Genomic DNA, 12,866 nt, shown 5'->3' on the forward strand with positions numbered 1-12,866 from the left:
CCTCAACCCAGCCGAGCCGGACGGACGCCTCAGCCTCGGCGTCGGGGCCCCACAGGGTGGGGTCCTTGGCGAAGATCCGGGTGGCGACCTTGTCTTCCAGCAGGGCGGGAAGGTGCTGTTCGTGGGCCTGGCGGGCAGCGCCCGTAGCGTCGTAGCTGAGAGTGGTCATGGGAAAACAAAAACCTCGAGTGCTGAGTGTAGGGGAACGGTATCGGCGCGCGGGGGAAGCCATAATTCGTCAGTCTGCCGGGCAGTCGCGTCATGCCCTTGGGCCATTCGGATTCGCGGTTGTGGTCACTCCGCGATCATGGATCGTTCAGGCTAATTCGGCGTCTCATCCAGTCCGGCTGGAAGGCGTGTTGCCGTGTGTTGCGAGCACGTCAACACGCCTTCCAGCCGGACCACATGCCGACAGAGGGCAACTTTCAAGCCTTACTAGCACTACTCCCGCCGCCCTGGGCTGGCCTCGCCCGGACGCGACTTGTTGGACTAGGGAGGGTTCCCGGCCCCTCTGAGGGATCTGAGGCAGGGCGTTTGAGCGCGACCGGCGCGGCTGCCCGTGGACTTTTCTCACGGACAGCCGCGACGCGAGGGCAGTTAGAGGATGGCGGCCCGCAGCTCCTTGGCGGCAAGCGCGGGGTCGGCAGCGCCGTAGATCGAACCGCCGGCCACAGCGACATCAGCACCGGCACGCTGTACGGCTTCAATGGTGCTGAGGTTTACGCCTCCGGCTACTGAGAAGGGCACCCGGGCTTCTTCTCCTGCGCTGAGCAGTCCGTTGAGGTCATATCCGGGCTGGGCCTGCTCATCAAGACCCGCGTGGAACTCCACGAATTTGGCGCCCAAGGCACGTGCTTCCTTCGCACGGGAGACTTTGTCTGCAACACCGATAAGGTCCACAACGATGCCCTTTTTGTGGGCTAGGGCCGCTTTGACGGCGCCTGCGATGGTCGAATCGTCGGCGCTCCCAAGGACAGACACGAGGTCGGCGCCTGCCGTGAAGGCAATATCGGCTTCGAGTTCTCCGGCGTCCATCGTCTTCATGTCGGCGAAGACGATCTTGTCGGGGTGGGCTTCCTTGATGGCGGTGACGGCCGCAAGACCGGCGGCCTTGATGAGCGGCGTGCCAAGTTCGATGATGTCCACGTGCTCGGCGACTTTGCCGGCCAGCTCGAGGGCGTCTTCGATGGTGAGGAGGTCCATAGCAACCTGAAGTTTCATGATGTTGTCTCTTTCTGTAGGGAACTTGGAGGAATAGGGAAGTGCGAATAGGTCATTCAAGATTTGCGTGCCGGGGCCAGAGATTCTCAGCCGGTTCGGCCGTCCTGTCCCACAAAGTCTGGAAGACGGACTCCGTTGCCAGGAAAACAACCTGTTCGAACAGGGACCCGGAGTACTGTCGTGAGACGCTGGATCCGTGGTCGGTCTTTTGCGCCGCAGGGATAAGGACCAAGGCATCGGCAAGGGCCGCCACCGGCGACGCGTCGTTGGTCGTTATGGCACAGACGGCCGCACCCACGTTGGCTGCTGTTTCCGCGGCTTTAACCACACCAGACGTCGTGCCCGACCCGGAGGCAACGAGCAGCACGTCTTTGGGACCTATGGCCGGGGTGGTGGTGTCGCCTGCGACATGGACGGTGAGGCCCAAGTGCATCAGCCTCATGGCCGCCATCCGCAGCACCAGCCCGCTCCGGCCGGCACCGGAAACGAACACCCGCTCTGCCAGACGGAGGTGAGCCGCCAACGCGGACAGCTGGTTCTCGTCGATTTGAGCGGCTGTGTCAGCGATCTCGTTCTGTATCATCGCGAGGTTCAGGGCAAGCGCGCGCTCGGTGTCGTCGGCGTGGGCAGTTGCAGTCGGACTCACGTTAGTATCCTTCGACTCGTGTGGATGGCGGCCAACGGCCTCAACGCTGGTTACGTTGTCAATCCATCATCCCGAGAAGTTAGGGTAGGTGTAACGCCCCCATAGGATGGTTGTCCCTACACTTTCGGGTAGTTCTCCCCTTCGGGCCCGCGCGATTGTGCACTCAGAATAGGATCGGCGCTATGCCCGCATTACCTTCGACCACTCACGAGTGGCAGCTGCTGCAAGCCGTCGCTTCGTTGGCAGACGCACCCCTGAGTCAAATTGCCCAGCGACTTCGGGCGGCCGTACTTCCGTACTTTGGCTGCAGCGCCTTGGTCATATTCACTGAGGACTGCACTGGACGCCCTCAGAAGAAGACCGGTGACGAAGAAATCATCTCCAGTGTCTCGATTGCGGAGCTCGACAGACTCCGCGCCACCCTCATGGATGATTCCCCTTGGCTCGGCCACGCCGAAATCGCCGGCCGATCACGGCCCATTCTCGCTATGAAGTACGCCCCCAGTCACGCCCTTCTGGTATTGACAGGTCCACACCCGTTCGAGGGAGACCCCGGGTACCGCACAGCAGTAGACCTTGTTACGTTTCTGTGGCGAGTTTGCGCCAAGCGGATCCAGGAAAAGGTGGCCGACGCGCCGCCGTCATACCTCCTTGAATCACGAGCCGCCTCAGCCGAACGAGTCCGCGTAACGGCTGATCTCGTCGATCAACACTCCACGACGCTGGAAACTCTTATGGCCGTGCTTCGATCACCCGCCTTGGACGACGAATCGGCCCGTAAGACGGTCACCGATCTGACGGCTAAGGCCCTCGTAGGTCTTCGCACCCTCAGTGATCGCACTGCTGAGTTCGTCGAAGAACCGGTCTCCACCGCCTTCAGGCGCTTGCGGGAGGACTTGCGTCCTCTCACGAATTACAGCGGGATTGATGTCCAGTTCATTGAACCGCCAATCAATGGAAGGGCCCTTCCCGGCGAAGTCGCACATGCAGCCCGAGCCATCGTCCGCGGACTCGCGTTGGCCATGATGGAACAGCCGGAGGTCCGCAGAGTCCGGGTGCAGTGGAACTGCGACGGGGAAAACTTGCTGATCAACGTACGCGACGACGGCGCAGGCGCCCTCGCCGCCGAATCTCACACCGTCGGCCGCCTCAACCGCAGAGTGCAAGCCCTTGCCGGACAGATGCAGATCGACGTTATGCCCGGCTGGGGGGCAGACGTCTCGGTAACTCTTCCCCTGGACCCGCCGGTCGCCCCGGCAGGGGAGGCCGAAGAATGGAATCTTGCCCCCCGGGAACGGGAAGTCCTCCAGCATCTAACGGCCGGCCAACGCAACCGGGCCATCGCCTCAGCCTTGGATATCAGCGAAAACACGGTGAAGTTCCATGTCCGGAATCTGTTCAGAAAACTTGACGTCAGCTCACGGACTGAGGCCATCGCCCTGGCTCACAGCAACAAAGCACTTCGATAACCCCGCAGTCCATGGACGAATTCCACGCCATCGCGGAGTTCGACGTCACTGATCAGACCAGAAAGGTTGCGCCCCGACAGGCTTCGATGCCGACCAGCCGCAACCATTGCCAGCCCCGGCTAGGGGTGTCAACGTCCGACCAACACGGAGAAATTTGTTCGGCGAAGCGGTCCCGGAGGCGACTCTCTAATGCCGATAACGGATCTCGCGTCAACTATTGGGGTGTGAGTCCGGCTCTGAAGACGATGGGCGACGTGGGTCGTGCCGGGTTGCGAGCGACGCCATCCAGTAGGTCGCCCATTCTGTGCCTGGACGCGGTGAACGATGGCCCTGGACGTGGGGCTGGCCCCGAAAGCTTACATTGCGCTGCCGGCCGAGGTTGGTGCATCGGTATCATTCCCTGATTGGAGCATGGCTCTGGTGGGGAGGCGGTTCTGAGGTGCGCCGCCCGGTCATGCGGCTTTCGACGCTGCGGACCATGAAGGGGATGAACGGAGGTGGAATCGATATGAAAAGCCCAGCGACCGACAGTCCTGCTCGGTCTGCCCAAGAGCCCGGAATGAGCGTGGGCATGACCAGGTTGCTGCCGCTCGTGAATTCTCATGGCTGGGGCAACTTTGTCAAGACAAGGAAGTGCCGCACCCTGTCGATGCGGGGTGCGGCTGTTTGGGGAGGCCCTTGGTGGGGAGATTTGGGGGTGTGGACAGTGTCCACACTTTGGGTCACGGACTGGGCCGTACCGGTGCCGGACTGGCCCGAATTCCGTATGTTTCGGCGGGAGTGCAGTGTTCACAGGGGCTGGAACCCGGTTCGAGTCCCACCTCGGGCACAGTGTTTCCGCAGGTCAGGGGCCTTCTTGTGTTTTTTTCGTGTGGACAGTGTCCACACTCTTGCCTCTGATCTGATGTTCCGGGGTGTGCGGGTTCCCGGATAGACCTGTTCGGTTGTGTGGGGGAGTGGCTGACTACGGTCGGCCGGTTGCCTCCTTGCGGGGTCTCTGCTGGGGGTTCATCCTCGTTCGTCCTTCCCTTGGGTTTTCGCGTTCACCAATTCATGGTGGCCAGGGCCGCGTACGACATGACTTGCTGATTGTTCTTTAGATGGACTTGGGTTTTCGGCTGGTCCGGATTCTCCGCTCTGATAACTGTTCATGCAGGACTGCGGGGGAACGGCATGACATGGCAACTGATCCGGTGCAGACCGTGAGCTCGCTGGGCCTGGCAGTGTGGTAACCGGAGTCGGCCACCAGTTAACCCGCCGCCGCAGCCATCATTATCGCTGTCATTGCCGCATCCGGATTCTGCGTATCCGGCGTCGCTGTTCTCGCTGTTTTGGCGTGGGAGCTGGCTACGTTGCCCTCAATCAGATCCCTCTGAGAGGCGAACGAAGCGGTGGGCTAGCCATTGGCCATTTCACCGTCCCCAATTTCGACGGACGCCGTATACGCTGCCTTGCGGCGTGCAGGTAGGACGATCAGCTTCCTGGCGCCGGAAATCATCCAGCACCTAGCCGCGATCGCGGAGGCCCTGCCCGATGGCATGCTGTACGACCAACGGGACACCCGAGGCCGCATCGAGAGTCGGGTTGAAGGTACCCGGTCGGGCCGTCCTGGTGGGCTCCGTTCAGACTGACATATTCAAAAATGCCCACTTTTCGACCAACACTGACACGCAGACGGGAAAATGGATTCAGAAAGGGGTGGCGTGCTGGCCCGGACCGCGTGGGACCCGGGCCAGCACTCATGTCTCGGTAGAGGTGCAGCTATGCGACGCCACGAAGTGCGTCAGTGGATTCCTGGTCGATTATCCCGCCTTCATCAACAACAACACCGTAGTGTTCACGGGCTGAGGCAACGGACACATATCCGAAACGGACTTCTTCAGCTACCCGTTCGGCTGGGCGCACTCGGGGATTTCCGAATCCGCCACCACCGCCGGCGAGCTGACGATAGAGCGTCCCAGCCGGCAGCCCTGTGATCAGGTCCTTGGACTTCGGGACGACCACGTCACCGTCCGGATACGTGAATTCGATCAGGTTAACCGAGCCGGGCATCCCCTGGCTGAGCCCCGGCGCGGCCGACTCGTCTGTATCGCCGTCCCCGAAGATGCTGGCCTGGATACTGGGGGCTTTGAACTCGAAGATCGACTCAACACCCAGTCCTCCGCGCCACTCTCCTGCGCCCCCGGAGTCCTGCAGGTATTCAAATTTCCGGATAAAGATGGGCATCATCAGTTCGAACATCTCGGGGTCCTGCGCACCGAGGGCACCACCGGAAGCGATGAGCCCCACATGGTCATAACCATCGGCACCCTGGGTCCCGCCTCCGCCACCCTTACAGGCGTTGATGAGAATGTCCACGAACGGTGAACTGTTCCGATCTTCCTGCCCGTTGAGAATGGAGCACAGCAGCGGGTTCCAGCCGGCGGTTACCCGCGCTGGAAGGGCCTCGGAGAAGGCCAGCATAATGGCTGAACAGATCTGGTCTGACAGGTGGTTACCGAATCCTGACGCCGCCGGATATTGGCAGTTCAGGATGCTGCCCTTGGGTACTTTGACCTCGATGCAACGCATGATTCCGTCGTTGTGCGGAATTTCCGTATCCGCCAACATGAAGAAGGAAATCATGACGGAGGAGAGGGTCACAGCTAAAGGTGCGTTGACGTACCCGGGTGTCTGAGGATCCGTTCCGGCAAAATCGAAGACGAGCTGGTCGCCCTTGACGGTAATCTCAACCCTAATCTGCATGGTGCTGTCAGGGGTGATGCCGTCATAATTGACCTGCCACTGGGACTTGTAAACACCATCCGGCATCCTGGTGATGATCTGACGGGCCATGGCCTCGGCAGAGTCGAGCATACTGTCGACAACGGCTTTGAATGTCTCAACTGAGTAGCGCTCCACCAGCACCTGGAGTTCGCGTTCGCCAACAGTGCATGCGCCGATCATTGCGCGAATGTCCTCTGCAACGACACCAAGACGGACATTGCCGAAGATCAGGTCCCACACGTCATCGCGCAGGACGCCCCCGTCGTAGACCTTGACTGCAGTCAGCCTGAGCGCTTCCTGCCAGAGATCCGTGGCGTTGGGGTTGTATGACCCCGGAACCGCGCCGCCGACGTCGGCCTGATGGGCTGTAATGACAACCCAGGCAATGTGTTCCCCCTCATGGAAGACCGGCTTGGTGACCTTCCAGTCGGACGCCTGATTGCCGCCGGTATAAGGATCATTGTGCAGGATCACGTCTCCCTGGTTGACTCTGCCTTTGAATTTTCCGGCGATATGCCGCATTGCCGGCGCAGCGGCATAGCCAAGGATGGGAATGTATTCCGTCTGCTCGATAAGCCGCCCGTCCTGGTCATAAATGCCCAACGAGAAGTCGCGGCCTTCCACCAGCAGAGGGGATCTCGTGCTGCGTTCTACCACTACGCCCATACGTTCGCCAATAGCCTTGATCCGGCTGGCAATGACTGAGGTGAGAATCGGGCTGAGGGCTTTCCTCGCCTGTGCTTGTACCTGTGACATGTCTACTTTTGTCCTTCCGTGAGCAGAGACGAGGCGTCAAAGTTTTTTCGCGTCATGACGTAGCTACCCGAACCGTCGAGCTCAAGGTCAAAGAATTCGGGGACAAACACCGTCGTCGTTGGTTCTTCAACAATGGCCGGGCCTACAATCTGCTGTCCCACGGGAAGTGATTGCCCGTCGTAAACCGGCACCGATTCCTTCCGGCCCAGCGACTTGAGGTAGACGTCGCGGCGCCCCTTGGGAGGGGCTTCAGACTCGGACCCGGTAGCCGTCTCAGTGAGGTCGAGCGCCGGCCTTCGGCCGACCACTGCCACCCGGAGGCTGAGCATCTCCAGATCGGCACCGGCGGCCGAAAAACCGTACAGCTGTTCATGCCGGGAGTGGAAAAGCGCGGCGACCCTGCCCGGCCCCGCCGGATCCGCTGGATCCATATCTCCGGCGTTGAAGCTGACAATCACCTCGTGGTGCTGTCCGATGTAGCGCATGTCGGCAGAAACGATGACGGCGCGATCCTCAGCGGCAACCCCCTCAAGGTGCAGCAGCGCATCGCCCTCATGGGACATTTCCGTGATCAGCGCGTGGGCCCGGTTCAGGTCGATCTGCGAGAACCTGGTACTGAAAGCACGGACAAAATCGTGTCGCAGGTCGGCAATCAACATACCCGCTGCACACAGCACCGAGGACAGTCGCGGGATGACCACAACAGGTATCTCCAGCTCATGGGCAATCATGCCCGCGTGGACGGGTCCGGCGCCGCCAGCCACCACCATCGGGAATTCCCGGGGGTCGTAGCCTCGTTCTACTGAAATGTTCTTGGTTCCCGCCGCCATCTCCAGGTTGACCATCTCGTAGATACCGGCAGCTGCCTCTTCGACGGTGAGGCCCAGCGGACCGGCGACTTTGTTCGAAATGGCTGCGGCCGCCAGATCACTCCGCAGCTTTACCCGGCCGCCCAGGAAATAGTCGGGGTCTATATACCCGAGGACAACGCCAGCGTCCGTAACTGTTGGTTCTTCACCGCCCTTGCCATAGGCAGCGGGTCCGGGATCGGCGCCGGCGCTCTGCGGACCCACGCGCAACATACCGCCGTCGTCGATCCAGGCGATGGATCCGCCGCCCGCACCGATGGTATTTACGTGCGTCGTCGGCAGGGAGATCACGTGGCGGTTGATCTCGCCTTCACGGGTGATCTGGACTTCACCGTCCTTGACCAAGGAGGCGTCAAAGCTTGTGCCTCCCATATCAACCACTGTGCAGTCTGCCCAGCCGCGCTGTGCCACGTAGGCCAATGCGGCCACCGGACCGGCCGCAGGCCCGGACATCGTTATGGAGGCTGGCAGATGGGCCACCGTCGCGGGCAACGTGATTCCGCCGTTGGACTGCATCACCATCAGCGTCCCGTGAGCGCCACGTTCGGCCAACCGCCCGACAATCTTCTTCATGTACCGCTGAACCACAGGGCCAAGGTAGGCATTCATTGCCGTGGTGCTGATCCGTGGGTAGAGCCGAATCTGCGGCAGCACTTCAGAGGAGATGGACAGGAAGACCCCCGGCGCACACTCTTCGATGATCTTCCGGGCTTCCTGCTCATGTGCCGCGTTCTGATAGGAGTGGACGAAACAGACGGCGATGGCCTCAACGCCCTCGGCGACCAGTTCCCCGACTGCTTGACGAAGTGATTCCACTTCCAGGGGTGTCACGACGTTGCCATCAACATCCACGCGCTCGGTCACGGTTTTACGCAGATCCCGGGACACAAGCGGTTGCGGCGCCACATATTTATTGTCGTAGAGATGCTTACGGCTACGGATGCCGCGGCGCATCTCCAGGATGTCGCGGAACCCTTCCGTCGTAATCAGCCCTGTCTTGGCACCTCGCCCCGTCAGAACCGCATTTGTGGCTACGGTCGTGCCATGCACGATGAGATCGATCTGCGAAAAGAATTCCCTCTCCGATAGCCCTTCGAGCACGCCCAATTCTGACAGTCCGTTCAGGATCCCGTTGGAAGGGTCCGCAGGCGTCGTTGAGGTCTTGTGCTGCCGCTTGATACCCGTTGCCTGATTTACCAGCAGAAAATCCGTAAACGTTCCGCCGACGTCAATGCCAACTTGATAGGACATTAGTTCCCCTCCCCGATCTGGAATATTTCTTGAGAAATGTTGGAAGCCTGCAGGGGAGCGTCCTGCTGGATGACGAATGTATCTGCGATGCTTGCCCCTTCAGTCAGTCGTGAATTCACGAAATTCGGATGCAATGCAAGGACCATGCCCTCGACCAGAATGGTGTTGTCGGTCTCGGTCAGGACCGGAGTGTCATGGTCGATCCCGACGCCGTGGCCGTGCCAAATCCCGGAATTGACGTCTGCCGGCGCCGCAATTTTTTCGATGGCCGTTGCTACATCAGCTGCAGTCTTGCCGACCCGCATCTGGGATTGCGCGGCCTCATGGGCGGCCAGAGTGGTCTCTGCAATACGGCGCTTTTCGTTACTGATCTGTCCTAAGGCGAACAAGCTGGCCTTCTCCACCCAGAACCCGTTAGGCCCCGTGATTTCCACATAGACGCTGGCGAGGTCGCCTTCAACAAGCGGGTCAGCTGTTGGAACGTCGTTGAAGTATGGTTTGGTACCCACCATGATCAAGACCTCACGAGCGCCCCTCCGGCGGACCTCACGCTGCATGTCACCCCACAACTCCCAGCCGGAGACTCCCACGGCCGCCCGTTCCCGGAAGACATTCAGACCTGCATCGGCAATGACGGCGGAGCGCAGGACTTCATCGATTTCCTCCTGGGTCTTAACGGCCTTAATCCGGCCCAACAGGGCAGTTGCGTCAGACAGTTGCGCCTGTGGCAGGGCGGCGCACAGCATCTCGTAGTCGCCGACCGGAACGATGTGGCGCAGGCCGACCACCCCGATCTTCCCGGTATCCGCGTGGTGTTCACTGACGACGGCGGCAATTACTTGGGGAAGGCTGTCCTGGTCCGAAATCACATCACCCTGGCCAGCTGCCCTGACGTCTGACAGATGTGTGGCCTGCTTGGCGAACCACGCATCGGAGGTGGTCGGCAGAACCATGATCGGTTCCTCACCGGGGATGACAACTGCATATGCGAGACGAACCTGGGGGCAGTACCCTGTCACGTACTCGAGGTACCCGTACTGGGTGATGAGTCCTCGTCCGGCCACGATCAGCGCGCCCAGGCCATCAGACCTCATTTCTTCCCACAAGGCTTCGATACGGCCGTCCCGGATCTTCCTCTTTAGGGTGCTAAAAGTCGAAGTCAGCAGACTTGATTTAACCATTTTTGATCTCCTCTTTAGATAAAACTGCCGGACGCCGGGTTAGAAAATGAGGCAGCTTCTCCGTCTTTGAAACGAGAAGTAATTCTGCACGTCACGGGCGTACTTAAAAATCCGCAGCAATTACGTTTTCGATAAATTCGTCTTATCGCGACGATCGTCGTCAGTCGGCGCCCAAGCCTCGTCGGCGCCGCTGGACGTGGTCCATGTAGACGGCCACGATGAGGATTGTTCCGGTAATGGTGCCCTGCCAGAAGTCCGGGACTCCAGACAGTGTCAGGCCGTTCTGAAGCACACCCATCATGAGAACGGCCATGACCGTGCCTCCCAGTCCGCCGGAACCCCCGGACATTATTGTTCCGCCCAGCAGTACGGCGGCAATGACCTGCAGTTCAATTCCCGTGCCTACGACGGGGGAGGCTGAGGTGAGTCTGCCCATCTGAATGATGGAAGCCAGCCCCGCCAACAGGCCAGTAGTCACGTACACGGAGAGCAGGACCCGTTTCACCCTGATACCAGCCAGCCGCGCGGCTTCCCTGTTGGAACCGACCGCGTAGATCTTGCGTCCCCAGCTCGTGTGAGCGAGCACAAAGTATCCAAGGGCTACCACGACGGTCGCGATTAGCACGGGAATGGGCACGGGCCCAAGACTGCCGTCGCCAATCTGGAGGAACAGTGGTGCATCTCCGAGCTGGATCGATTTTCCCTCCGAGGCCACCAACGCAAGACTTCGGTACGCGGAGAGCGTTCCCAGAGTGACCACAAAGAATGACATGCCCAAGACACCGACCAGAACGCCGTTAAGGAGGCCCAAGGCCATGCCTGAGACCAAGGTGACGGCGATGACGGCTATCGCAGGGACGCCGGCCAGATACAGTGTCCCCGCGATGATTCCGGAGAGCGCCAGGGCAGATCCGATCGACAGATCCGCGCCGCCGGTCAAAACAACCATTGTCATTCCCACAGCCAATATGAGGGGGACCGTTTGGAGACGCAGGATGTTTACTAAGTTCTCCACGGTCAGGAAGTTAGGCTGAAAAGAGCCAAAAAAAACAATCAGCAGAATAAGGACAACGGAAAGCGTAACTTTGGGGCTGAATCCAGCTTTCCTGCGTGCCGGCTTGTGATCTTCGGGAATGTTCTTAGCAGCATTCGTGGTCTGTGGTGTTGAAATTGCCATAATCAGGCCACTTCCCTATCTTGTTCTGAATGAAAAGCCAACGCAGCAATGCGTTCCTCTGTAGCAGTTTCCCTGTCGAGTCGTCCCACGATTCGTCCGTGGGAGAGGACGTAAATGGTGTCGCAAAGGCCAAGCAGTTCTGTGAGCTCAGAGGAGGCCACCAAGAATCCCATGCCCTTCGCCGCGGCCCTGGCGATGTGCTCGTAAATTTCGGCCTTGGCCCCGACATCAACGCCGCGCGTTGGTTCATCAAGGATCAGCAGCTTGGGCTCCCGAACGATGGAACGTGCCAGCAGTACTTTTTGCTGATTGCCACCGGAAAGTGCTTCAATACATTCCTCGGTGTCGACGCATCTAACGCCAAAATTCGAAATGACCTTTCGGGTGAGACTTCTTTCGCGTGTCGGCGACATGATTCCAGCCTGAGAATGCTCGGCAAGATTGGAGGCGGACACGTTTTCCCGAACGGATCGGCCAGGGAAAATTCCTTGAGCTTTCCTGTTTTCACCGACAAACCCAACCCCGGCCTTCAGCGCCTGGGCGGGGTGAGTGAACCTGACATCCCGCCCATCGAGCTGCACCGCCCCGGAGGTTCGCGGGACAGCGCCGAAAATGGTCTGGGCCAGAGTCGAGCGGCCTGAGCCCATGAGCCCTGCCAGACCAACAACCTCGCCTGCCCGCACCGTAATTGACACGTCGTCGATGAAATCTGCTGCGCATAAGGCCTCGGTCTGCAGCACGATTCGTTCGGTGACCGTCCGCTCCGACGTGAAGACATCGTCCAGAACGCGCCCGACCAGCATTTTGACGACGTCGCCATCGGAAACATCTCCCATGGGGGCCGCACCGCTGACGCACCCATCCCGAAGAACGACGATCCGGTCGGCGACTTCACGTAGTTCACGCATGCGGTGGGAAATGAACACTATCGCCATGCCGTTATTCTTGAGTCGCCGTAGGGTACCGAGCAGCCGGTCGGTCTCACCTTCGGACAGGGAGCTGGTTGCCTCGTCCAGCAGCATCAGCCGGGGGCGGCGGGAAAGGACACTTCCGATCGCCACCAGCTGCTGAATATTGATGGGGAGCTGACCCACGATGGCCCGTGGATCAACATCTATGTCAAGGACATCGAGGATCTCCCTCGCACGTCTCTGGACCTGCGGCCAGTCGATTCCCAACCCCAGATAGCGCATGGGCAGGGCGCCGAGAAGGATGTTCTCGGCAACGGTCAAATGGGGTGCGACGGCCAGCTCCTGCTCCACCAGCCCTATGCCCGCGGTAACCGCATCGCTGGGACTGGTGAAGTTCACTGCCTTCCCATCCACCTGGAGGTGGCCGGAATCAGGTGCCAAATGGCCTGCAATGACCTTCATGAGGGTTGATTTCCCCGAGCCGTTTTCGCCGGCGATAGCGAGTACTTCGCCGGGGGAGATTGAGAGGCTTACGCCGCCCAGGGCCGTCGTGCCCGGATACCTCTTAACCACGCTGCTGATATCGAGCATCATCGTCCTTCCGAAGCCCTGGTACGGT

Annotated in this window: 8 protein-coding genes and 1 pseudogene; 1 reads left to right on the forward strand and 8 read right to left on the reverse strand. The window is 60.1% G+C overall.

Annotated features, from left to right (window positions below; genetic code table 11):
• From ACZYZE_RS15390 to hxlB, 3 genes and pseudogenes are all read right to left on the reverse strand, one after another.
• Positions 1-169 (reverse strand): annotated as a pseudogene (locus ACZYZE_RS15390) (glucose-6-phosphate isomerase); the annotation flags it as partial.
• A gap of 428 nt (positions 170-597) precedes the next feature.
• A complete protein-coding gene (gene hxlA, locus ACZYZE_RS15395; protein WP_463908625.1) occupies positions 598-1,221 on the reverse strand; it encodes a 3-hexulose-6-phosphate synthase in 624 nt (207 codons plus the stop codon).
• A 52-nt stretch (positions 1,222-1,273) separates the two neighbouring features.
• Complete coding sequence (gene hxlB, locus ACZYZE_RS15400; RefSeq protein WP_463908769.1) at positions 1,274-1,804, reverse strand: 6-phospho-3-hexuloisomerase; 531 nt, start codon at positions 1,802-1,804, stop codon at positions 1,274-1,276.
• Positions 1,805-2,049: 245 nt separating this feature from the next.
• Between hxlB and ACZYZE_RS15405 the strand changes: the two genes are divergently transcribed.
• Positions 2,050-3,336 carry a helix-turn-helix transcriptional regulator gene (locus ACZYZE_RS15405; protein ID WP_463908627.1) on the forward strand — a complete coding sequence of 429 codons (1,287 nt, stop codon included), beginning with the start codon at positions 2,050-2,052 and terminating at the stop codon, positions 3,334-3,336.
• 1,761 nt (positions 3,337-5,097) lie between these two features.
• Here ACZYZE_RS15405 and ACZYZE_RS15410 read toward each other — a convergent pair.
• The 5 genes from ACZYZE_RS15410 to ACZYZE_RS15430 all read right to left on the reverse strand — a co-directional run bounded on the left by ACZYZE_RS15410 (position 5,098) and on the right by ACZYZE_RS15430 (position 12,841).
• A complete protein-coding gene (locus ACZYZE_RS15410) occupies positions 5,098-6,858 on the reverse strand; it encodes a hydantoinase B/oxoprolinase family protein (protein ID WP_463908629.1) in 1,761 nt (586 codons plus the stop codon).
• A gap of 2 nt (positions 6,859-6,860) precedes the next feature.
• On the reverse strand, positions 6,861-8,978 hold the full coding sequence (locus tag ACZYZE_RS15415; protein ID WP_463908631.1) for a hydantoinase/oxoprolinase family protein: 2,118 nt from the start codon (positions 8,976-8,978) through the stop codon (positions 6,861-6,863).
• The gene (locus ACZYZE_RS15420; RefSeq protein ID WP_463908633.1) at positions 8,978-10,159 is read right to left on the reverse strand and encodes a M24 family metallopeptidase; all 1,182 of its coding nucleotides are present in this window, start codon (positions 10,157-10,159) and stop codon (positions 8,978-8,980) included. Before ACZYZE_RS15420 ends, ACZYZE_RS15415 begins: the two co-directional genes overlap by 1 nt.
• A 160-nt stretch (positions 10,160-10,319) precedes the next feature.
• Entirely contained in the window at positions 10,320-11,336 is a 1,017-nt protein-coding gene (locus tag ACZYZE_RS15425) for an ABC transporter permease (RefSeq protein ID WP_463908635.1), read from the reverse strand.
• A gap of 2 nt (positions 11,337-11,338) precedes the next feature.
• On the reverse strand, positions 11,339-12,841 hold the full coding sequence (locus ACZYZE_RS15430; RefSeq protein WP_463908637.1) for a sugar ABC transporter ATP-binding protein: 1,503 nt from the start codon (positions 12,839-12,841) through the stop codon (positions 11,339-11,341).
• Positions 12,842-12,866 lie beyond the last annotated feature (25 nt).

This window comes from Pseudarthrobacter woesei (assembly GCF_055412745.1).